Below are 22,024 nucleotides of genomic sequence, written 5' to 3'. Positions count from 1 at the left end.
AGACGGCGCCGTTGCGTCGTTGCGCGAGCTTCTCCGGCGCGGTTTCTCGGCGAGCGAGCAAACCGGGTGTCCGCGTTGCCCGTGCGCCTCACTCCCACTCGATGGTGCCGGGCGGCTTGCCGGTGATGTCGTAGACGACGCGGGAGACGCCTTCGACCTCGTTGGCGATGCGCCGGCTCACGTGGTCCAAGAAGTCGTAGGAGAGGTTCGCCCAGCGGGCGGTCATGAAGTCAACGGTCTCCACGGCCCGGAGCGCGATGACGTGCGCGTACTGGCGGTTGTCGCCGACGACGCCGACGGAGCGCACCGGCAGGAACACCGCGAAGGCTTGAGAGACGCGGTCGTAGAGCCCGGCGGCGCGGAGCTCTTCGATGAAGATGTGATCGGCACGGCGCAGGGTGTCGGCATAGTCTTTTTGGACCTCGCCAAGGATGCGCACACCGAGCCCGGGCCCCGGGAAGGGATGGCGCTGCACCATCTCCGCCGGCAGTCCGAGCTCGAGGCCGAGCTTGCGGACTTCGTCTTTGAAGAGCTCCCGCAGCGGCTCGACCAGCCCGAGATTCATCTGCTCCGGCAGGCCGCCGACGTTGTGGTGCGACTTGATGACCTTGGCCTTGCCGGTCTTGGCACCGGCGGACTCGATGACGTCCGGGTAGATGGTGCCCTGGGCCAGCCATTTGACGCCCTGGAGCTTGCCGGCCTCGGCGTCGAACACCTCGATGAAGGTGTTGCCGATGAGCTTGCGCTTCGCTTCCGGGTCTTTGACGCCCTTCAGGCGCTCCAGGAACCGGGCTTCGGCATCCACCCGGATCACCCGCACGCCCATGTGCCGGGCGAAAGTGGCCATCACCTGGTCGCTCTCACCGAGGCGCAGCAGGCCGTTGTCCACGAACACGCAGGTGAGCTGCTCGCCGATGGCGCGGTGGAGCAGGGCGCCGACGACGGACGAGTCCACACCGCCGGAGAGCCCGAGCAGGACATGATCGCCGCCCACCTGCTCGCGCACGGCCGTGACGGCATCGTCGATGATGTTGGACGGCGTCCAGAGGTTGCCGCAGCCGCAGATCTCGTGGCAGAAGCGCGCGATGATGCGCCGCCCCTGGGGCGTGTGCGTGACCTCGGGGTGGAACTGCACGCCGTAGAAGCCGCGGGACTCGTCGGCGATGCCGGCCAGCGGGGCATTGGCGGTCTCGGCGATGACGCTGAAGCCCGGCGGCAGGGTCTCCACCCGGTCGCCGTGGCTCATCCAGACATCCAGCAGGCCGTAGCCTTCTGGGGTGGTGTGGTCCTCGATGTCGCGCAGCAGCCGGGAATGGCCCCGGGCACGGACCTGGGCGTAGCCGTACTCGCGCTCGAGTGCCGCGGCGACGCTGCCGCCGAGCTGCTCCGCCATGGTTTGCATGCCATAACAGATGCCGAGCACCGGCACGCCGAGGTCGAAGACCACGGGCTCAGCGCGCGGGGTCTCGGAGACGTGCACCGACTGATGACCGCCGGAGAGGATGATGCCGCTGGGCGCAAAGTCCCGGATCGCGGCCGCAGCCATGTCCCAGGGATGGAGCTCGCAATAGACGCCGGCCTCGCGCACCCGCCGGGCGATGAGCTGGGTGTACTGGGAGCCGAAGTCCAGGATCAGGATGCGGTCGGCGTGAATGTTGGTAGGGGCCATGGGGGGGAGGCTATTGCGTAGGCGGCCACAGCGCTCGGTCGGGGGAGCATGTTCCAGGGCTGAGGGCTGAGGGCTGAGGGCTGAGGGCTGAGGGGGCTGGCTCATGTCGCCGGCGCGATCAACCTCAGCCCTCCGCCCTCAGCCCTTCTTCATTCAGTTATCAATCCGATAATTCGGCGCTTCCTTGGTGATCTGCACGTCGTGCACGTGAGATTCCCGCATACCGGCGGCGCTGACGCGCACGAACTGCGGCTTGGTGCGCATTTCCTCGATGGTGTGGCAGCCCGTGTAGCCCATGCTGGAGGCGAGGCCGCCGATGAGCTGGGTGATGACATTGAGCACGCTACCCTTGTAGGGGACGCGTCCTTCGATGCCCTCGGGCACCCGCTTGCCGGGCTCGGTCTGCTCCTGGAAGTAGCGGTCGCTAGAGCCCTCCTTGCCGCCCATGGCGCCCAGCGAGCCCATGCCGCGGTAGGACTTGTAGGAGCGGCCCTGGTAGATCTCCACCTCGCCGGGGGCCTCGTCGGTGCCGGCGAACAGGCTGCCGATCATGACGCTGTTGGCCCCGGCGGCGATGACCTTGGCAACGTCGCCGGAGTAGCGCAGGCCGCCGTCGGCGATGAGCGGCACATCGGTGCCGGCGAGGGCCTCGTGCACATTGGCCACTGCGGTGATCTGCGGCACGCCGACGCCGGCGACGATGCGGGTGGTGCAGATGGAGCCGGGCCCGATGCCCACTTTCACCGCGTCGGCGCCGGCCTCCACCAGCGCCCTGGCCGCCTCGCCGGTGGCGATGTTGCCGCCGATGACCTGCACGTCCGGGAAGTGCTCCTTGATCCAGCTGATGCGCTCCAGCACGCCCTGCGAATGACCGTGGGCGGTGTCCACCACCAGCACGTCGACGCCGGCCTCCACCAGGGCCGTGGCGCGCTCCTCGGTGCCGGTGCCCACGGAGACCGCCGCGCCGACGCGCAGGCGCTCGTGGTTGTCACGGGATGCCTTGGGGAAGTCGGCGGCCTTCTGGATGTCCTTGACGGTGATCAGCCCGCGCAGCTCGAAGGCGTCGTTGACGACCAGCACCTTCTCGATGCGGTGCTTGTGGAGCAGGCCCAGGATCTCCTCGCGTGTCGCGTCTTCTTTTACCGTCACCAACCGCTCCCGCGGCGTCATGATGGCGGACACCGGGGCGTCCATACGGGTCTCGAAGCGCAGATCGCGGCCGGTGACAATGCCCGCCAGGTGCCCGCCCTCGGTGACCGGCACACCGGAGATGTTGTGCGCGCGGGTGATGGCCAGCACCTCGCCGATGCTCATCTGCGAGTCCACGGTGATGGGGTCGCGGATGATGCCGCTCTCGTAGCGCTTGACTAGCTGCACCTCGCGGGCCTGGCGCTCGATGGACATGTTCTTGTGCACGATGCCGATGCCGCCTTCCAGCGCCAGGACGATGGCCAGCCTGCCTTCGGTGACCGTGTCCATGGCCGCCGACAGCAGCGGAATCTTGAGCGCGATGCCGCGGGTGAGCTGGGTGGACAGGTCAACTTCGCTCGGCACCACCTGCGAGTGGGCGGGCACGAGCAGGACGTCATCGAAGGTGAGTGCTTCACCGAGCAGGCGCATGGCGAGTCTCCGGCGGGAATCGGGTGCCGATGAGTTAACCTCTTATCATAGAAATTCAACGCGGCGCGGTAAACTGGAACCCGCGGTGTGGCCTCGAGCCTGCCATACCGGTGGCCGGCTGCAAGCGCGGCCGGACCCCCCAGTGCGAGCCCGCGTTCAATCTGGAGCCCAAGCCCAAGCCCAAGCCCAAGCCCAAGCCCAAGCCCAAGCCCGAGTCCGAGTCCGAGTCCGAGCCCGAGCCCGAGCCGAAACAGGGCCTCTGCACGCCAACGCCCTGCCGCACCCCTTGTTTCCAGCACCGCGCCGTCCACTGCACGAGCGCGCAACCCCGCACAGCGCGTCCGCCCCGAGCCATGTCCTTCGCCGCCACCGCCGAGCAGACCGTCGATTTTCAGCGTGATATCTGGACCGTCTCCAGACTCAATGCGGAGGCACGCGCCATCCTGGAAGGCTCTCTGCCGCTGCTCTGGGTGCAGGGGGAGATTTCGAATCTCGCCGAGCCGCCCTCCGGGCACTGCTACTTCACGCTCAAGGACACGGGGGCGCAGGTGCGCTGCGCGCTGTTTCGCCAGCGCCGCCAGCTACTGGGCTTTCGTCCCACCAACGGCCAGCAAGTCCTGGTGCGGGCCCGGCTCACGCTCTACGAGGCACGCGGGGATTTCCAGCTGCGCGTGGAGCACATGGAGCCGGCGGGCGAAGGGGCCCTGCGCCTGGAGCTGGAGCGTCGCAAGCGCCGCTTGGCGGCGATGGGCCTGTTCGACGAGGCCAAGAAGCGCACGCTGCCGACACTGCCGGCACGCATCGGGCTCATTACCTCGGCCAATGGCGCCGCAGTACATGACGTGCTCACGGTGCTGGCGCGCCGCTTGCCGCTCGTGCCGGTGCTGATTTATCCGGTGCCGGTGCAAGGGGAGGGCGCGGCAGCGGCTATCGCCGCGGCCCTGGCGCTGGCGAATCGCCGCGCCGAGTGCGACCTCCTGATCCTGGCCCGCGGCGGCGGCTCGCTGGAAGACCTGATGGCCTTCAACGACGAGGCGCTGGCCCACGCCATCCGGGCATCGGCCATCCCGGTGCTGACCGGCATCGGCCACGAGGTGGATCTGAGCATCGCGGACCTGGCGGCGGACCAACGCGCCCCGACACCCTCGGCGGCGGCGGAAACGGCGGTGCCCGCTGCTGCGGATCTACAACAGCGCCTGACCGCCCTTCAGCGCCGGCTGGCGGCTGCGCTCAGGGGGCGCAGCAATGCCGCTGGCCAGCGCCTGCTGGCCATACGCCGGCGCTTGCAGCTGCGCGACCCCGCCGCGCGCCTGACACAGTTCGCGCAGACCCTGGACGGGCTCCAGCAGCGGCTCGATCGCGCCCTGCGCCGGGGCTTGGCGCACCGCGCTGCCGCGCTGGAGCGCCGGCGTGCGGGCCTGCGTGCCACCGCGCTGCAGCGCCGACTGCGCGAGCGCCGGCTGCGGCTTGCGGCGTCCGAAGCACGATTGCGGGCCGCGCTCGACGACGCCATGGCTCGCCGTCGGCAGCGCCTCGGCCTGGCGGGGGCGCGCCTGGATGCCTTGAGCCCGCTCGCCGTGCTTCAGCGCGGCTATGCCATCGTCACCCGGCTGCCCGATGCTGATGTGCTGCGCTCGGCGGCGGCGGTGTCCGCCGGCGATCGGATCGGCGTGCAGCTTGCGCGGGGCCGGCTGCAAGCCGCCGTTGTGTCGGCGGAGCCGGCGCGAGACGAAGCGGCATCGGAATCGGATCACTGAGCCGCCGAGCTGGCGCTGCGAGGCCGTCACCTTGGAGCATCTCCCCATGGCGTCGTCCGTCTAACGCCGACGCGCGTGCAAGGCACGACAGGATCATGGATGAGCTGGACCCCTCCTTGGCGTAACATGGAGGTGTGGGCAAGATGTCCGGCGGTCGCCGCGTGTACGTGACGCGATAGGACCGCGCTTAACGAAGCGACAACGCCAGCGAGGGTCGCGTGCAGAAACTGCTTGTCGTCGACGAACAGCCGGTTATGCGTGTCGGCATCGCGCACGCGCTGCAGGTGGCGGGGATGTCCGTCGAGGTTGAGGGCGTAGGCTCTGCACCGGAGGCGATCACCAAGCTGCGTGCCGGCGGCTGGGACGCCGCAATGATCGACATCGGCCTGTCGGACGCAGGCGGCATGAGCTTCCTGAGCCGGGTGGTGAAGACCCACCCCGACTTGGCGGTGCTGGTGTTCACCGCAATGCCCGAATCGCCCTATGGGCTGAGGGCGCTGCGCACCGGCGCCGCCGGCTTTCTGCACAAGAGCGCGTCCTCTGAGGTGCTGGCGGATGCGCTGGGTCGGGTGCTGTCGGGGCGGCGCTATGTCAGCCCCGTGCTCGCCGAGCAGCTGGCGGACCGGATGGTCAACGATTCGGACCGGGTGCCGCACGAGCTTCTGACCGATCGCGAGTTCGAGATCTTCCGGCTGATTGCGCTCGGCATGAGCATCGCCGACATCGGCGAAGCCTTGAAGATCAGCCCCAAGACCGTCCATGTCCACCGCTCCAACATCCTGCGCAAGACCGGTCTTGCGGACAATCGAGCGCTAACGTCCTACGCCTTCGAGCATCGGCTCATTCCGGGGCGACGCTCGGAAGACCGGGAAAGCAGCGGCAAAGAAGGCGCCGAGCCTCCCTCCACCTGACGGGCATCCCCATCCCGCTTCGCGACTCGTCCCAGCCCCCAGCCGCCGGCTAGGGGTACGCCCGCGTGCTCCAACGGCGATCGTTAGAGTGTCGCGGCGGCCCGAGCCCATTGCATGACGTCCGATGATTGACCCCCGTCAAAGCCGGCAGCGAGCGCTTGAGGGGCGTCCCGGAGCGGGATTCCGAGCGTGCCCGATGCAGGATTCCGCAAAGAGAACAGTGGGTTGCTTGGGGGTAGGAGACTCTCCTAAACCACGCTGAGGGATTTCTTAGTCTTGTCCACGGTATGTTTTTACCTAGGGTTTCGACACCTACCTTAGTGCGGAATAGTCCTCTCCCCAGTAGGTGAAATCCACGGCCTCGTCCAGTATGTGACGTAGAGATTGGTCGTGCAGGCCTGCCGCTGGCTGCGGCTTGCTCGGCAGACGCTTACGCCACGAGAGCCAGTAACCCGAACACCGCAACACTGGAGAGTTGAAATGATCACGCTGCAAAATGTCCCGCGGCCGCTTCTGAGCACATGGGCCGCCATTGTCGCGACTGGCATGCTCACCATGCCCGCCCAAGCTGCGCAAACACCTGACGAGTACCGCGCGGCGGCTCAGCTTCTGGAGGATCGCAGCCAGTTGCCGAACATCGGGCTGATTGCCTCCGATGATCCGGACAGCGTGGAACAGGCACTGTCCTTCCTCGAAGTCGATGTCGGTTTCCCCGCGCCGGACGACGTGACACCGCCTGCGTCCGATCCGGCGACAGCTGACGATTTGTGGGGCGTGGAGCGCACGGTGCTCATTGCATGGACGACTCGTGCCACTGCACTGAAGCGGGCGTGCTCGATTGTGAACGACGCCGCACCGACCGGGAGCCTTGGGTTCGCAGCGCTCGCGACGCGAGTCAATGCTATGCAGAACGCGCTGCGCGAGACGGCTCCGTACACCATGCCCGGCGACGAGTGGGGCTCGCTGACATGGAACTTGGCTGGCATTGCGAATGCCGACACTGCCGTGATTTTCGACGGTTTGGCACCGGCCTGGACGACGCAGCAGATCCTCGACGCGGGTGGTGTCCTGGGTATTTATGCTCTCACCTATATCGTCGACGATATCTGGCAGAACGCTAGGCTGGCGGTGGAGACGGTGGTTGGCGAGGATGCAGAGGACTTCTGCGCACCCGACTGAGATCCGCTGCGGGCTGGTCAGCGCTCGCCGGACACAGTTGCAAGTGCAGTTGCACTAGAACAAGCTGCAGCCGCCCACGCGCCAAGCTAGTCAAGAGCGCGCCCGTCCGGGGCGCGCTTTGCGTTCAGGCGTCGTCCTGACAGAGCGCAACGCAAGTCACGTCGGACGCCGTCGCCTGACTTTGGTGCTGAAGGCGGCGGTGCCGAGGCCGGCCAGCAGCAGCGCCAAGGTGGTCGGTGCTGGCGCCTCTGCTTCCCTGAAATTCCATGTCGTGATGCGCGCGGTATTGGGTGCACCGGTGAAGCTGGCGGTCACTGAGTATGCCTGGTCGGCTTGCAGGAGCAGGGGTTGATCGGAGAAGTCCACCAGCCCTGCGGTGGTGGCGTCGTTGTTGGCTGAAGAAACACCCGGGCCGACGAGGCTGAAACTGAGATCTGTACCCGTAGGGCTGGCTGCGATCTGGTAGGACACCAGCTCGATCACGGTGTCGAACATTACATCGAAGGAGCGCGCGAACTGATTGCTCCCAATACCCAGCCCCTGGATATTCACGTCGAAGACGTTAGTGCCACTGTCGATCGGGTTCGAGAAGGTCGCCTGAATGCCTCCCGCGCTCTTCTGGAAGCTAGTCAGGTTGTTGCCGGTGCCGTCCGAAAAATCAATGGATAACAGCGCCGCTGCCGTGGGCCCGGAAAGCAGCGAGAGTGTCCCGAGTGTCGAGAGTACAGCGCAGACCTTGGTCAGCGCCTTGCGCGAAATTGAATGCTGCATCGGTAGGGGCTCCGTTCGTCGAGGGAAGGCTGTCGGCCGCCGCCCTTCAAGGCGCAGCCGGCCGCAGAAAATCACCGGTAACGCCTACATGCAATCTTTGTGCAAGAGTCTAGGGTGCCCGCCTAACCTACTGGAGCGGTGAGAAAAAAGTGCCCACGCCCGGTGTGTCGCGCGCTTCGTGTCATAGGGTTTCGCTAAGTGTGTAAAGGCACTTTTACACATAGGTCGGCGCCGCCGTGTCGTGGTTCGCTCGCCTGGGGGCGTCGCTGGCGTGCCGCAAGTGCCGTATCTTAGGCAAAACAACTGCTTATGAGCGCTGTGATGGGGTGCACACGCCCATCCGCCGGCTTTACAATCGCCGGCCTGTATCTGTTTACCGGCCTGAGAAGGGGTTTGTAAAAACCGCCTAAGCACTTGCCATCCATAGATATCCTAGCGGTGTGCGTGAGAGCGCTCGGCTTCTGGCTTTTCGCTGCAGCTCAGTGACTTGGGGGCACCCTAGCGTCGAAGTCGTAAACGCCCGCCGTGGGCACAGCAAAAAAAGCCCACGCAGGAGTGTGCGTGGGCTGAGCTGATGATCTTAGCGCGCGAGGAGCCCAGGGTGCGCCGGACACTTGGACGGCGCCGGCCCCGCGCCGCCTGCTCAGTCTGTGCAGCGCCGGCGCCGCAACCGCGCTGCGCCGAGGATACCCATGCCGACCCCGAGCAGCGCCAGCGTGGCGGGTACTGGGACAGCGGCAGCGGTGTAGAAATCGTCGTTGTACCAGTCGAATTGGTCACCGAGGTTCGTGGACGTAATCGTGGCCGAGCCAAAGGTACTGGCGGTATCGATAAAGCCCAGGAAGTACTTATCGGTGCCGAAGAGCGGTACTCCGGCGTTGTTATCCTCACCAGGATCGGGTGTGGCGCTGTTCCCCACGGATTCGCTGCCAACGGTCAACGAGAACACGTCAGCCGCAATAGTGGGAGGTGTGTTGAGGGTTAGGAAGAACAGCCCTAGCGCCTGTGTGGGCGCGAAGCTGATGTCGTAGCTGTCGTTGTCTTGGAATGCCAGGCCCGGAGTGGTCGCGGTTGTTCCGATGACGTTGGACGGGCTCCGGGCGTTGTTGCCGATATTGGCGATCTGTGCCGTCACGCCGCCCTGGGTGATGTTGAAATTGGAGAAGCTAAAGCCGCCTACGGTGGCTCCGTTCAGTGACGTCCCGGCCGCTGTACTGTCGAAGCCCTGTCGTTCCGATGTGAGACCCGCGTTGGACAGGGCGGTCTCGAATGTTTGGAAGTCCGTGTAGGACATGAGTGCGGCGTTGGCGCTCGTACAGCCGAGCAGCGTGAGGCCGGCGGCCGCCACTGCTCGTCTCGGGATGCGGTTCTGTAGCATGGGGGAAGCTCCTAGAATCGGTGACCTACGGGGGAATCGGTGACCTACGGGCAGTCCGGGCCGGCGCGAGACGGGCCTACGTTAGCCGACTGACCGTCCAGCAATGACCCTGGCAATAACAGTGTTGCGAGCTGCACGGCCACCCGGCTTGATTGCTCGACGACCGTGTCAGGGCGCAGCGGCCTCCGGGCTTCAAGGCCCAAGCAGCTAGGGCGTCCTCAGGGAAGCCCCTGGACACGGTTGCGTAAATATACGCAAAGATTAGGACAAATGTATTGCCGAAAAACGCTTGGACTGGCGCGTGTGCGCAATGGGCGGACCCTGCGGACGCTGGGCGCAGCAGCGAGGGGCCTCACGGTGCCGTTCAGATCTTAGGCTAGGGGAGTCCCAAGAAAAGATGGCCGCTGCGGTGCAGCGGCCCAAAGGAGGAGTGGATGGTTCCAGGGACGACAATATCACTACAGTTGGCATGGGTACTTGATAATCCGCAATCCGGTGCTGGTCAGCGCAAAAGCGGTGTCGGCTGCGAGGCGGTGTGCGCCCGCTGGTGTTTGAGCCGGACGGTGGCAGGGCGCACAATGCGTGCTGTCTGGGGTCCGGGCCGGTTGCCGCGGCGCTTGCAGGCGGCGGGCGCGGTAGCGGTTGACGACGAATCGGGGGGGCGGTGTGACAACAGGTGTGACCACGCAGGGGACTTGGGACGACTATGCCTGCGAGGGCTTCTACGATGAGCTGATGCAGGGGGCGGGCAGGCCCCGCATCGGCTGTGAGGGCCTGGCGGCGGATCTGGATGCGCTCGGCGCCGAAGAGCTCGCCGCTCGGCAGCAGGCCGCGGACACCTCCATCAAGGAGATGGGCATCACCTTCACGGTGTACTCCGAGGAAGGCGGCATGATCGACCGAGCCTGGCCCTTCGATGTCATTCCGCGGGTGATCCCGGAGCCGCAGTGGCGCCGCGTCGAGGCGGGTCTCAAGCAGCGGGTGCAGGCGCTGAACCTGTTCATCGACGACCTCTACCACGACCAGCGCATCGTCAAGGACAAGGTCTTCCCGGCATCTGTTCTGGAGAAGTCGGTCAACTTCCGCCCCCAGTGCGTCGGTGTGGATCCGCCGCTTGGTATCTGGGCCCACATCTGCGGCTCGGACTTGGTGCGCGACCGGGACGGCACCCTCTATGTGCTCGAAGACAACCTGCGCGTGCCCTCCGGCGTCTCCTACATGCTGGAGAACCGGCTGGTGACCAAGCGGGTGCTGCCGGAGCTCTTCGAGCACTATGCCCCGCTGCCGGTGGACGACTACCCGAGCCAGCTCTTCGATACCCTGGCGGCGCTGTCGCCGCGGCCGGCGGAGTATCCGGAGGTGGTCGTGCTCACCCCCGGCATCTACAACTCCGCCTACTTCGAGCATTCGTACCTGGCCCAGCAGATGGGCGCGGAGCTGGTAGAGGGGCGGGATCTGTTCGTCGGCGATGACGACTGCTGCTACATGCGCACCGTCGACGGCCCGGCGCGGGTGGACGTCATCTATCGGCGTATCGACGATGTCTTCCTGGACCCGGAGGCCTTCAATGCGGACTCCATCCTGGGTGTGCCGGGCCTGCTCCGGGCCTGGAAGGCGGGCAATGTGGCGCTCGCCAACGCCCCCGGGGCCGGGGTGGCCGACGACAAGGTGGTCTACGCCTTCGTGCCCGAGATCATCAAGTACTACCTGGACCAGGACCCGATCATTCCGAACGTGCCCACCTACCGCTGCATGGAGCCGCAGGCGCTGGACTATGTCGTGGAGCACATCGCGGAGCTGGTGGTGAAGCCCGCCAACGAATCTGGCGGCTACGGCATGATCGTCGGGCCGGCGGCGACCCAGGCGGAGCGCAACAAGTTCGTGCAGCTGGTGCAGAAGGACCCGCGCAACTATATCGCGCAGCCGACGCTTGGCATCTCCACGGTGCCCACCGTCATCAAGCATGCGCTGGAGCCGCGCCACGTGGATCTGCGGCCCTTCATCCTCTCCGCCGACCGCCAGAGCGTTACCATGGGCGGGCTGACGCGGGTGGCGCTGCGCAAAGGGTCATTGGTGGTGAACTCCTCCCAGGGCGGCGGCAGCAAAGACACCTGGATCATCCCCGAGGGCGCCGGCGAGCAGTCCCAGGCCGAGGCGCAAGCGCAGACGCAGACGCAGTCTCAATCCCAAGCCTAGACGACCCCAAGCCTAGACCACGGCGCAGGCCGAGTGGACCAAGGGCCCGACCTCGCTGCTCCCTCGCGCGCCAGTATCCGCAGGACACCCGACCATGCTCTCCCGTGTCGCCGAGAATCTCTATTGGCTCGCCCGCTATGTCGAGCGCGCCGAGGACACCGCCCGCATCGTCACCGTCAACGCCAATCTACTGCTGGATCTGCCCAAGGGGGTGGCCCCGGGCTGGCGCCCCCTGGTGGAGATCACCGGCGCCAATGCGCTGTTCGAGGAGCACTACAAGGACTATGGCGAGCGCCAGGTGGTGCGCTTTCTGCTCGGCGACGAGCGCCACGCCGGCTCCATCGTCACCGCGCTTGCCGCGGCGCGCGAGAATTGCCGCACCATCCGCGACATCGTGCCGCGGGAGTTCTGGGAGCAGATCAACGGGCTGCATCTGTTCGCGAGCGGCGAGCTGCAAAAGGGCCTGGCGAAGACCGGCCGCCACGCCTATCTGCGCGAGCTGGTGCTGCGCTGCCAGACCCTGGCGGGTCTGTTGGACGGCACCATGCTGCATGACCAGGGCTTCGAGTTCCTGCGGCTCGGGCGGTATTTGGAGCGCGCCGACATGACCACCCGCATTGCCGACGTGCACTCCGCCAACCTGTTGCCGCAGACGGACGGGGGCCGCCCCTACGACAACATCCAATGGGTGAGCGTGCTCAAGTCCATGACCGCCTACCAGATGTACCGCCGCAGCGAGCAGATCCGGGTGCAACGCGGGCCGGTGCTGCGGTTCATTTTCAAGAATCCACACTTCCCGCGCTCGGTACGCTGGTGCATCGAGCACGCACGCATCGGCCTCGAGCGGCTGCCGCGCAACGAGGCCTCGCTGCGCGAGGTGGGCCGGACTGCCCGGCTGCTGGACGGCGCCGATCTGCCGGCGCTGAGCCAGTCGGAGCTGCATCGGTTCGTCGACGACGTACAGCTCGGCATCGCAGCGCTGCACGGCGAGATCGCCGCGACTTGGTTCCCGCCGCCGCTGGCGGTGGAGGCGGCCTGAGGGGCGCGGCGGCGCTGAGTCCTCGCCCGTGTCTTGCTGGAGCGGTCATTGAACCCTTGATTGCGCCGCGGGCCTCGATCATCACTTCCGCCAGGAGCTGCGCGCCGTGGGAGCGGCGTCTCGCCGCGACGGATGCTGGCTGCGGCTCTGGAAGTCGTCGCGGCAGGGATGCCGCTCCCACGAGGCGGTGTTCTGTGGGAGCGGCGTCTCGCCGTCGACAACGACAACGCGGGCGACTGGCACCGCTCTGGCGGTAGCTGCCGCGCCGCAGGAGCGCCAGGATCTGTGCCGACGGATCGCGATTTCCCTTTCCGTTTTCTGTCGTTCGTGTATCATAGTGGGTTTCCCTGCGCCCCCGCGCAGCCCCTTAGCCTGCCCGCCCTACCGGCGACGGGCCGAGCACGCTGGGACCTCAAGGTCATCAGCAGTCGAACAAGCAGATCAACCGGAAGCCACAGATGGTCAAGATTCGTCTCTCCCGCGGCGGCGCCAAGAAAAAGCCGTTCTACCAGATCGTCGTTGCGGACATTCGCCGTGGCCGCGACGGTCGGAGCATTGAGCGCATCGGGTTCTTCGACCCCTGCGCCAAGGGCGGCGCCGAGCGCCTGCGCTTGGACCGCGCCCGCGCCGAGCACTGGATCAGCCAGGGCGCCCAGCCCACCGAGCGCGTGGCGCACCTGATCAAAGAGGCGGCCAAGCAGGCGGAGGCGTCGCCGCTGGAGGCCTGAGACCGGGCTCCCGCGGGCGCCTTTGGGTCGACACTCGGGCACAGCGGCGCGGCCGGAGCGCAACGTGCAGCACGGCACCGATTCTCCAGCCGAGCCGCCAGCTGAGCGTCCAGCCGAGCCCCCCACTGAGCCCCAGAGCCAAGCGGGCGGACGGGTTGAGCTGGGCCGCATCGGCGCCCCGCACGGTGTACGCGGCTGGGTGCGGGTGGTCTCGGACACCGACCCGCCGGAGAATATTCTCGCCTACCGGCCCTGGCTGGTGGGCGACATCGAGATGGACCCCGTCGAAGGGCAGCGAAGCGGCAAGGCGCTGATCGCGCGGCTCGGCGGCTGCGACGACCGGGACGCGGCAGCGGACCTGGTCGGCAAGCCCATCGCCGTGCAACGAGGCCAATTGCCGCCGCCGCGTGCGGACGAGCTCTACTGGGTCGATCTGGAAGGGCTCGCGGTACGGACCCTGGACGGCGTCGAGCTCGGCCGGGTGAGCCATCTGCTCCCCACCGGCGCCAACGACGTACTGGTGGTGCAGGGTGAGCGCGAGCGGCTCTTGCCCTTTGTCTGGGACCAAGTCGTCCGCGACGTGGATTTCGGGCAGGGCCTGATCCTGGTGGACTGGGATCCAGACTTCTGATCCGATCAATTGCGGCCGGCGCCGCCCACGGCCGCGCCGGCCGGCATCGGGAGCACAGATGCGTTTCGACGTCGTCACTCTGTTCCCGGAGCAGTTTCGGATTCTCAGCGCGGAGGGGGTCGTCGCCCGCGCGCTGGCGCGGGGCGTCGCGGAGCTGGCGACCTGGAATCCCCGGGACTTCACCGCCGACGCGCAGCGCACCGTCGATGACCGGCCCTACGGCGGCGGGCCCGGCATGGTGATGAAGGTGGAGCCGCTGCGCTCGACCATCGACGCCGCCAAGGTCGCCGCTGCGGCGGCCGGCCGTGACAGCCGGGTGGCCTATCTGAGCCCTCAGGGCCGGCGGCTGAGGCAGGCGGACATGCGGCGCATCGCTGCCGCACCGGGATGGATCCTGCTGGCGGGCCGTTATGAAGGCGTGGACGAGCGCCTCATCGAGACCCGTGTCGACGAGGAATGGTCCATCGGCGACTATGTGCTAAGCGGCGGGGAGCTGGCGGCGATGGTGGTCATGGACGCGGTGATCCGGCTGCTGCCCGGGGCGCTCGGGCATGCGGACTCGGCGGCGCAGGACTCCTACGGCGACGGCCTGCTGGACTGCCCGCACTACACGCGCCCGGAGGTGGTGGACGGGCGCCGCGTGCCGGGGGTGCTGCTGAGCGGCGATCATGCCGCCATCGCGCGCTGGCGCCGTCAGCAGGCCCTCGGGCGCACCTGGGCACGGCGCCCGGACCTGCTGCGGGCACGCGGGCTGGACGCCGAAGACCGGGCATTGCTGGACGAATACATGCGGGGCCGCGGCGGCCCCGATGCTGACTAGCCTGCGGCACAGGCTGCGGAACAGGAGCCATAGCGAACATGAGCAACATCATCGAAGAGCTCGAGAAGGAGCAAATGGGCAAGTCCGTCCCGGACTTCGCCCCCGGCGACACCGTCGTGGTGCAGGTGCGGGTGACGGAGGGCAACCGCGAGCGCCTGCAGGCGTTCGAGGGCGTGTGCATCGCCAAGCGCAACCGCGGGCTGAACTCCGCCTTTACGGTGCGCAAGATCTCCCACGGCGAGGGGGTGGAGCGCGTCTTCCAGACCTACAGCCCGGCGGTGGCGGAGATCCGGGTCAAGCGCCGCGGTGACGTGCGCCGCGCCAAGCTCTACTACCTGCGCGGGCGCACCGGCAAGGCCGCGCGCATCAAAGAGAAGGTCGGTCCCCGCGCCGGCAGCTGACGGCGTCTCGGCGCTGCGGCGCGCACCGGCCGCAGCGCCCGGCAGACGCGGCGCCACCAGGCACCCACCGAGCGGACGCAGGCTTGCCAGACACCTTCTACTGGCACGACTACGAGACCTGGGGCAGCACCCCGGCCGTCGATCGCCCCTGCCAGTTCGCCGGGCTGCGCACGGATACCGAGCTCAACGAGGTCGGCGAGCCCCTGGTGCTCTTCGCACGGCCCGCGGAGGATCTGCTGCCGCAGCCGGACGCCTGCCTGGTCACGGGCATCACGCCCCAGCGCGCGGCAGCCGACGGCCTGCCGGAGGCCGAATTTGCCCGCGCCATCCAGCGCGAGCTCGCCGCGCCTGGCACCTGTGGCGTTGGCTACAACAGCCTGCGCTTCGACGACGAAGTCACCCGCTACCTGTTCTACCGCAACCTGCTGCCGCCCTACGCCCACGCCCACCAAAACGGCAACTCGCGCTGGGACCTGATCGATGCCCTCCGCCTCGCCCATGCCCTGCGCCCGGGCGGTATCCAGTGGCCGGAGCGCGAGCCCAGCATCACCTCCTTCAAGCTTGAGGACCTGACGGCGGCCAACGAGGTTGCGCACGCCGGCGCCCACGATGCGCTGGCCGACGTGCGCGCCACCATCGCCATGGCCCGCCTGCTCAAGGCCGCCCAGCCGCGGCTCTTCGACTATGCGCTCACACTGCGCTCGCGCCAGGTGGTCGACGACCTCATCGCCCGCGGCGAGCCGCTGCTGCACGTCTCCCAGCGCATCCCGGCGGCGCAGGGCTGCATCGCGCCCGTGCTCATGGTCGCCGGCGCCGAGGACAACCCCAAGCAGCGTTGGTGCTTCGATCTGCGCGCCGATCCCTCGGTGCTGCTGGATCTCTCCGTCGAGGAAATCCGCACCCGTGTCTTCACCGCCGGCGACGACCTGCCGGAGGGCGTGGAGCGCATCCCGCTCAAGGGGCTCAAGACCAACGCCGTGCCCATGCTCGCGCCCATCAAGACCTTGGGCGCCGAGGCCGCCGAGCGCTGGGACATCGACCCGGCCAAGGTCAGCGCCCATGCCGCGATCATCCGCCGGCACGCGGATGCCATCGCCGCCAAGGTCCGCGAGGTCCATCGGCGCGAGCCCGACGCGGGCCCGCGGGATCCCGAGCGGATGCTCTACGGCGGCGGCTTCTTCTCCGACGCCGACGTCCGCGAGATGGCCCGGCTGCATGGCCTGACCCCGCAGGCCCTGGCCGGTGAGCACCCGCGCTTCCAAGACGCGCGGCTGCCGACGCTGCTGTTTCGCATGCGGGCGCGCAGCTGGCCCGAGACCCTCACCGAGAATGAGTGCGAGGACTGGGACGCCTGGCGCTTCGAGCGCCTCACCGACCCGGAGCAAGGCGCCTCGGTGACCATCGACGCCTTCGAGGCGCGCCTGGTCGAGCTCGGCGACGCGCATGCCGAGGACCCGGCCAAGCAACAGCTCCTGGCGGAGCTTGCGGACTGGGGGGAGCGGGTGATGGACGCGGGCGTCTAGCCCCCTCGCGCCCGCGTGCTAGCCTTCCTCTCGAGCCGAAGGCGTCGAGGGCCGAGTCACATGCTCGATATCACACCGCTGGAACAAGCCGTCGCGCGCTTGCGCGAAGGTCTCGTGCGTTACCGTCAGGATACGAGCGACACGCAAATCCGTGACGGACTCATTCAGCGCTTCGAATTCACCTACGAGCTGAGCCACAAGATGCTGCGGCGCTATCTGAGCGCCACCGCGGCGTCGCCGGATAGGGTTCAGGCGCTGACCTTCCAGGACTTGATCCGCGCCGGCAGCGATCAAGGCCTGCTGCTCGGCGATTGGCCTATGTGGCGCGGCTACCGGGAGATGCGCGCCAAGACCAGCCACACGTACGCCGAAGACACGGCGCTGCAGGTGGTCGCCGGTATCCCCGATTTCCTGGCCGAGGCCGAGCACCTCCGCGACGAGCTCAGTCGCCGTCTACCGTGAGCGACGCCGTCGACGACACGCCGGCCATCGATATCACGCCGGAGCACTGGGCCATCGTGCGCGACATCCTGCGGCAGCACGTGCCGGCCTATCCGGTTTGGGCCTTCGGCTCCCGCGTCCGGGGTACTGCGCGGCGCTACTCGGACCTCGATCTCGCCGTCATCACGGATGCGCCCCTGTCGCTGCATCGGCTCGCAGCTCTGAAAGAGGCGTTCGGCGAATCCGATCTGCCCTGGACCGTGGACGTGGTGGACTGGGCGAGCACCGCCGAAGGCTTTCGCCGCGTCATCGAGCGCGAGCGAGTCGTGCTGCCGGTTGCGGGACATTAGTTACCCGGTTTCAGCCAATTCCTCAGCTCCTGGGTCGGCAACGCGGCAGCCGACATACCCGATTGCAAAAGCGTTGATCCTAGACCCGGTATTCGAGCCAGTAGCCTAGAGGCCGGGGGTGACCCTGGCCGCTACTCTGCTGGTGGGCGGATTTTTCGACGTTGATCCGGCCGGACGGGCTCGCCTGGCGCGGTCCAGCGCGCATCGCCCGGGGGCATCTGCCCCTTCATCGGCGTTTCTCTCAGGTGCCGCAGAAGGTCTGGTGCACCACCTCGTGCGCCGCGGGCGGCTTGCGGTACTCGGCGAGCTCGAGGTGGTCCTCGAAGGGTCGCGACACCACCGCCAGCAACCGCTCCAGCGGCTCCAAGTTGCCGCGGTCGGTGGCGGACTCGATGACCTCTTGCACACGATGGTTGCGGGGGATATAGGCGGGGTTCAGGCCACGCATGCGGGCTCGGCGCTCCGCGTCGGTCTCATCCTGCTTGGCCAGCCGGGCGCGCCATTGGGCCGCCCAGTCGTCGAAGGCGGATGGCTCCGCGAACTGGCTGCGGATGGGCTCGAGCGTGCTCGGGTCCTCGGGGCTCGCGTCGCTCAGCAGGCGGAAGGTGTTGGTGAAGTCCGCCCGGTGCTGGGCCATGCGCCCGAGCAGGTCGGTCACCAGCTCGTCGTCGGCGCCGGTGTCCGTGCCGGTGCCGTCCATGAGGCCGATCTTGGCGCGCAGGCCGCCGTAGTAGGCGGGCTCGAAGGCCTTGCCGTAGGCATCCAGCGCCGAGCGTGCTTTGGTCTTGGCGGTGTCCATATCCGCGTCCAGCAGCGGCAGCAGGCAGTTGGCGAGCTGGGTGAGATTCCACAGGCCGATGCTGGGCTGCTGCCCATAGGCATAGCGCCCGAAGCGGTCGATGGAGCTGTAGACCTGATTCGGGTCGTAGGCGTCCATGAAGGCGCAGGGGCCGTAGTCGATGGTCTCCCCGGACAGCGCCATGTTGTCGGTGTTCATGACGCCGTGGATGAAGCCCACCAGCAGCCAACGGGCGATGAGCGCCCCCTGCTGCGCGGCGACGGCGGCGAGGAGCTCGGTGTAGGCATCATCGCCGTCGGCCAGCTCCGGGTAATGGCGCTGGATCAGGTAGTCCGCCAGGGTGCGCACGGAGTCGGTGTCGCCGCGGCGGGCGAAGTACTCGAAGGTGCCGACGCGGATGTGGCTCGCGGCGACGCGGGTGAGAATGGCGCCCGGCTCCGGGCGCTCGCGGAATACCGGCTCACCGGTGGCCACCATACCCAGCGCACGGGTCGTCGGGATGCCGAGGCCGTGCATGGCCTCGCCGAGGATGTACTCCCGCAGCACCGGCCCGAGCACGGCGCGACCGTCGCCCGAGCGCGAGAAGGGCGTGCGCCCGGACCCCTTGAGCTGCAGGTCCCGCCGCCGGCCGTGGCGATCGATGACCTCGCCGAGCAGGATCGCGCGGCCGTCACCGAGGCTCGGCACGAAATTGCCGAACTGATGCCCGGCATAGGCCATGGCGATGGGCCGGGCGGTCTCCGGCAGGCGGTTGCCGGCGAGCATGGCCACGCCGTCCGGGCTCGCAAGCCAGTCCGCGTCCAGGTCCAGCTCGTCCGCCAGCTCGCGGTTCAGGCGCAGCAGGTAGGGCTCCGGCACCGGCGTCGGCGGGATCTCGGCATAGAAATGCCCGGGCAGCCCGGCGTAGCTATGCTCGAACGGGGGCAGGGGCGCGGCGGCTGGGGCAGTGGCGGTGCTCGTGGCAGTCATGGTGTGTCCTGTGTCTGGGCGGGGGGCGATTCCCGAGCAAATAACTAGGTAATTGGCAACAAGGTACGGGCGCCGCGCGGACTGCGCAATACTTGGCGCGACCGGCTGCCGTTGCCTGCACGGCAACAGTCTTCTGCGGTCCCGGTGATGGTGCGAACCGCCCCTCGGCACTAGGTTACGGCCAATCAACGCAAGACCACCGGAGCCCACCATGCTCGACCTCCGCCGTGCCGAAGATCGCGGCCACGCTAACCACGGCTGGCTCGACACCTGGCATACCTTCTCCTTCTCCAGCTATTACGACCCGGCGCACATGGGGATTTCAAACCTGCGGGTCATCAACGATGACCGTATCGCCCCGGGTGACGGCTTCCCGACCCACGGCCATCGGGACATGGAGATCGTTACCTATGTGCTCGACGGCGCCCTGGAGCACAAGGACAGCATGGGCAACGGCTCGGTGATCCGTCCCGGCGAGGTGCAGTACATGGCCGCCGGCACCGGCGTGCGCCACAGCGAGTACAACGCCTCCGAGCGGGAGCCCGTGCACCTGCTGCAGATCTGGCTGCTGCCGAATCAGACGGGTGTCGAGCCGCGCTATGCGCAGGTGGCCTTCCCGGCGGCGGCAAGGCGCAACCGCCTGGCGCTGCTGGTGTCGCCGGACGGCCGCGACGGCTCCATCGCGACGCACCAGGATGCGCTGCTCTACGGCACCTTGCCGGATGATGGCGTTACGGTGAGCCACCAGCTCGCCGATGATCGACAGGGCTATGTGCATGTCGCCCGCGGCAGGGTGTGGCTCAATGACGTCGAGCTCGTCGCCGGCGACGGTGCCCGTATCGCCGCCGGCGAGCATGTGGTCATCGAAGGCGTCGACGCCGGCGAGGTGCTGTTCTTCGACCTGCCCTGACCGCTCTGGTGTGCACGCAGGGCGTCGGCAGCAACGGAAACCGACGTCGCGAACCGCCGCAACGCCATCACACCTTAGGCGCGGCGCCGACTGCTCTGAGTGCGTTGAGCGCAAGCGCGGTGCGGCGCGCCGCCGTGCTAGTGTTCCCGCTGCAATTAGAGCAGAGCCGATGTGCAAGAACCCGAATCACTCGAGCCCGTCCGTGTTGACCCCGCTGTTTACCCCGTCCCTGTTGCCCCGAGAATCTGGACCCGTCCCCCTTGCTGGACAGCCGGTAGGGAGCGAGGCTGCTCGGTCGGGAAGCAAGTCCTTGGGTACAGGGGCGGGTGCCGCCCGAGGACAGCGGTGGCACGGCGCCGGGGCGCTGTGCGCGCTCCTGCTCGCGGCAGGTCTCCTCCCGGGTCTTGCTCTCAGCGAGCCGCCCGCGCCGGGGGCGGGAACGTCCGACTCACCCAGGGCTGCCGCAGTGCAGGCTGTCGATCAGCTCCCGGTGGCCGACGCCCACCTCCACTACAAATGGAACCAGGGCGAGGTCACCTCGCCCGCAGAGGCCGTGCAGGCGCTGCGGGATAACCATGTTCGGCTTGCCGTGGTCACCGGCACGCCGGCAGAGCGGGCGCTGGAGCTTCAAGCACTGGCCCCGGACATCGTCGTGCCCATCTACGGCGTCTACCGTCGCGGCGGCGATTGGTATGGCTGGCAGGGCCGGGAGGGACTGGTGGATGAAGTACGCGAGGCCTTGGCCACCGGGCGCTACCACGGCATCGGCGAGCTGCACTTAATCGGCGGCTTCGCGGCCCGCTGGAACCGCAGCGATGTACTCAAGGGGCTGCTGGAGGTGGCCGCGGAGCGCGACGTACCCGTGCTGGTGCACACCGAGTTCTCCCGCGCCGAGCCGACGCTCTCCATCTGCAAGGCCAGGCCCCAGAACCGCCTGGTGCTCGCCCATGCCGGCGCGGCGCTCTCACCGCAGGAGGTGGAGCGGGTGCTGGAGGCCTGCCCCAATGTTTGGATGGACCTTTCCGCCCGTGATCCTTGGCGCTTTATCAGCTTTCCCATCAGCGGCGACGACGGACGCCTGCTGCCGGCGTGGGAGGCGCTGGTGCTGCGCTGGCCGGAGCGCTTCATCATCGGCTCCGACGCCGTCTGGCCCGTGGACCGCCTGGATGCCTGGGACCGGGCCGATACCGGCTGGGAGCATATCGGCGACTTTCTGGCGTTTCATCGCCGATGGGCGTCTTTCCTCCCGGAGGACGTGCGGCGCAAGGTGCTGCTGGAGAATGCCGTCAGGGTGTTTCGGCCGGACTAATCCATTGCATTGGACAAGGTCATGGTTGTAGTGTCCTGCCCGGGTCAGCCAATGGGAGCCAATGGGAGTTCAGTGTCCATGAATGTCGAGACCGATTTTCCGTATCTGCGCAGTTCTCCTTTGACCGCCGGGCTCACCGATGATCAGGTGCGCGCCCTCGCCGGCATCGCCTTCTGCCGCCGCCTCAACGATGGTGACGTGTTGATCGACGAGGGGGAGGTGGACAACAGCCTGCACATCCTCGCCGAGGGCGGCATCGCCGTGACTCGCGAGATGGGCAAGGGCGATTACACCACCATCCATGTGCTGCGCACCGGCGACCTGGCCGGCGAGATGGGCTTCATCAGCGGCCGTCCGCACACCGCAACGCTGCGCTCGCTCGGGTGCACCCAGGTGTGCAGCGTGGAGCGCGAGGCCTTCGAAGGGCTGGTGGAGCGGGACCCCTGGCTGGTTTACCGGGTAATGCAGAACATCGTGCAGGTGAGTCAGGACATTCTGCGCCGCATGAATGCCCAGTACGTGGAGCTCACCAAGTACGTGTACCGCACCCACGCCGTGTTTTGACCCCGGCCGCAGGGAAGCGGTCTTTGTGGGCCCCGTCTATCGTCCGTGGGCACGGACTC

20 protein-coding genes are annotated in these 22,024 nt (G+C 67.5%); 15 read left to right on the top strand and 5 right to left on the bottom strand.

Annotated elements, in window-relative coordinates; all coding sequences use genetic code 11:
* Window positions 1-88 precede the first annotated feature (88 nt).
* Complete coding sequence (gene guaA / locus CKO31_RS04505; RefSeq protein WP_200234408.1) at window positions 89-1,669, bottom strand: glutamine-hydrolyzing GMP synthase; 1,581 nt, start codon at window positions 1,667-1,669, stop codon at window positions 89-91.
* Window positions 1,670-1,822: 153 nt separating this feature from the next.
* Entirely contained in the window at window positions 1,823-3,289 is a 1,467-nt protein-coding gene (gene guaB, locus CKO31_RS04500; RefSeq protein WP_200234406.1) for an IMP dehydrogenase, read from the bottom strand.
* 353 nt (window positions 3,290-3,642) lie between these two features.
* On the opposite strand from guaB, the gene xseA reads away from it, so the two are divergent.
* The 3 genes from xseA to CKO31_RS04485 all read left to right on the top strand — a co-directional run bounded on the left by xseA (window position 3,643) and on the right by CKO31_RS04485 (window position 7,136).
* Entirely contained in the window at window positions 3,643-5,046 is a 1,404-nt protein-coding gene (gene xseA / locus CKO31_RS04495; RefSeq protein ID WP_200234512.1) for an exodeoxyribonuclease VII large subunit, read from the top strand.
* 218 nt (window positions 5,047-5,264) lie between these two features.
* The gene (locus CKO31_RS04490; protein WP_200234404.1) at window positions 5,265-5,957 is read left to right on the top strand and encodes a response regulator; all 693 of its coding nucleotides are present in this window, start codon (window positions 5,265-5,267) and stop codon (window positions 5,955-5,957) included.
* Window positions 5,958-6,437: 480 nt separating this feature from the next.
* Complete coding sequence (locus tag CKO31_RS04485) at window positions 6,438-7,136, top strand: hypothetical protein (protein WP_200234402.1); 699 nt, start codon at window positions 6,438-6,440, stop codon at window positions 7,134-7,136.
* 156 nt (window positions 7,137-7,292) lie between these two features.
* Here the strand turns inward: CKO31_RS04485 and CKO31_RS04480 are convergent, their stop codons facing one another.
* Window positions 7,293-7,907, bottom strand: a complete 615-nt coding sequence (locus tag CKO31_RS04480) for a PEP-CTERM sorting domain-containing protein (protein WP_200234400.1) — start codon at window positions 7,905-7,907, stop codon at window positions 7,293-7,295.
* 643 nt (window positions 7,908-8,550) lie between these two features.
* Window positions 8,551-9,285, bottom strand: coding sequence for a PEP-CTERM sorting domain-containing protein (locus tag CKO31_RS04475; protein ID WP_200234398.1), 735 nt, complete (start codon window positions 9,283-9,285; stop codon window positions 8,551-8,553).
* Window positions 9,286-10,020: 735 nt separating this feature from the next.
* Here CKO31_RS04475 and CKO31_RS04470 point away from each other — a divergent pair.
* The 9 genes from CKO31_RS04470 to CKO31_RS04430 all read left to right on the top strand — a co-directional run bounded on the left by CKO31_RS04470 (window position 10,021) and on the right by CKO31_RS04430 (window position 17,414).
* Window positions 10,021-11,481 (top strand): circularly permuted type 2 ATP-grasp protein, encoded by a 1,461-nt coding sequence (locus tag CKO31_RS04470; protein ID WP_200234510.1) that lies wholly within the window; start codon window positions 10,021-10,023, stop codon window positions 11,479-11,481.
* Between the two features lie 94 nt (window positions 11,482-11,575).
* A complete protein-coding gene (locus CKO31_RS04465) occupies window positions 11,576-12,520 on the top strand; it encodes an alpha-E domain-containing protein (protein WP_200234396.1) in 945 nt (314 codons plus the stop codon).
* Between the two features lie 458 nt (window positions 12,521-12,978).
* A complete protein-coding gene (gene rpsP / locus CKO31_RS04460; protein WP_200234394.1) occupies window positions 12,979-13,248 on the top strand; it encodes a 30S ribosomal protein S16 in 270 nt (89 codons plus the stop codon).
* A 160-nt stretch (window positions 13,249-13,408) separates the two neighbouring features.
* Window positions 13,409-13,879 (top strand): ribosome maturation factor RimM, encoded by a 471-nt coding sequence (gene rimM, locus CKO31_RS04455; protein WP_242475152.1) that lies wholly within the window; start codon window positions 13,409-13,411, stop codon window positions 13,877-13,879.
* Between the two features lie 58 nt (window positions 13,880-13,937).
* Window positions 13,938-14,699, top strand: coding sequence for a tRNA (guanosine(37)-N1)-methyltransferase TrmD (gene trmD, locus CKO31_RS04450; RefSeq protein ID WP_200234390.1), 762 nt, complete (start codon window positions 13,938-13,940; stop codon window positions 14,697-14,699).
* A gap of 38 nt (window positions 14,700-14,737) precedes the next feature.
* On the top strand, window positions 14,738-15,100 hold the full coding sequence (rplS, locus tag CKO31_RS04445) for a 50S ribosomal protein L19 (RefSeq protein WP_200234388.1): 363 nt from the start codon (window positions 14,738-14,740) through the stop codon (window positions 15,098-15,100).
* 83 nt (window positions 15,101-15,183) lie between these two features.
* Window positions 15,184-16,623, top strand: a complete 1,440-nt coding sequence (gene sbcB / locus CKO31_RS04440) for an exodeoxyribonuclease I (RefSeq protein ID WP_200234387.1) — start codon at window positions 15,184-15,186, stop codon at window positions 16,621-16,623.
* A gap of 60 nt (window positions 16,624-16,683) precedes the next feature.
* A complete protein-coding gene (locus CKO31_RS04435) occupies window positions 16,684-17,085 on the top strand; it encodes an HI0074 family nucleotidyltransferase substrate-binding subunit (protein ID WP_200234385.1) in 402 nt (133 codons plus the stop codon).
* Window positions 17,082-17,414, top strand: coding sequence for a nucleotidyltransferase family protein (locus tag CKO31_RS04430; RefSeq protein ID WP_200234384.1), 333 nt, complete (start codon window positions 17,082-17,084; stop codon window positions 17,412-17,414). The genes CKO31_RS04435 and CKO31_RS04430 overlap by 4 nt, the downstream gene beginning before the upstream one ends.
* A gap of 241 nt (window positions 17,415-17,655) precedes the next feature.
* Here CKO31_RS04430 and CKO31_RS04425 read toward each other — a convergent pair whose 3' ends face one another.
* On the bottom strand, window positions 17,656-19,182 hold the full coding sequence (locus tag CKO31_RS04425) for a protein adenylyltransferase SelO (protein WP_200234383.1): 1,527 nt from the start codon (window positions 19,180-19,182) through the stop codon (window positions 17,656-17,658).
* Between the two features lie 211 nt (window positions 19,183-19,393).
* On the opposite strand from CKO31_RS04425, the gene CKO31_RS04420 reads away from it, so the two are divergent.
* The 3 genes from CKO31_RS04420 to CKO31_RS04410 all read left to right on the top strand — a co-directional run bounded on the left by CKO31_RS04420 (window position 19,394) and on the right by CKO31_RS04410 (window position 21,965).
* The gene (locus CKO31_RS04420; RefSeq protein ID WP_200234382.1) at window positions 19,394-20,092 is read left to right on the top strand and encodes a pirin family protein; all 699 of its coding nucleotides are present in this window, start codon (window positions 19,394-19,396) and stop codon (window positions 20,090-20,092) included.
* A gap of 490 nt (window positions 20,093-20,582) precedes the next feature.
* Complete coding sequence (locus CKO31_RS27485) at window positions 20,583-21,401, top strand: amidohydrolase family protein (RefSeq protein ID WP_200234381.1); 819 nt, start codon at window positions 20,583-20,585, stop codon at window positions 21,399-21,401.
* 78 nt (window positions 21,402-21,479) lie between these two features.
* A complete protein-coding gene (locus CKO31_RS04410) occupies window positions 21,480-21,965 on the top strand; it encodes a cyclic nucleotide-binding domain-containing protein (RefSeq protein ID WP_200234380.1) in 486 nt (161 codons plus the stop codon).
* Window positions 21,966-22,024 lie beyond the last annotated feature (59 nt).

Origin of the sequence: Thiohalocapsa halophila (assembly GCF_016583825.1) — a bacterium.
GTDB classification, from domain to species: Bacteria; Pseudomonadota; Gammaproteobacteria; order Chromatiales; family Chromatiaceae; genus Thiohalocapsa; species Thiohalocapsa halophila.
This window is presented reverse-complemented; position numbering and strand designations above follow the sequence as displayed.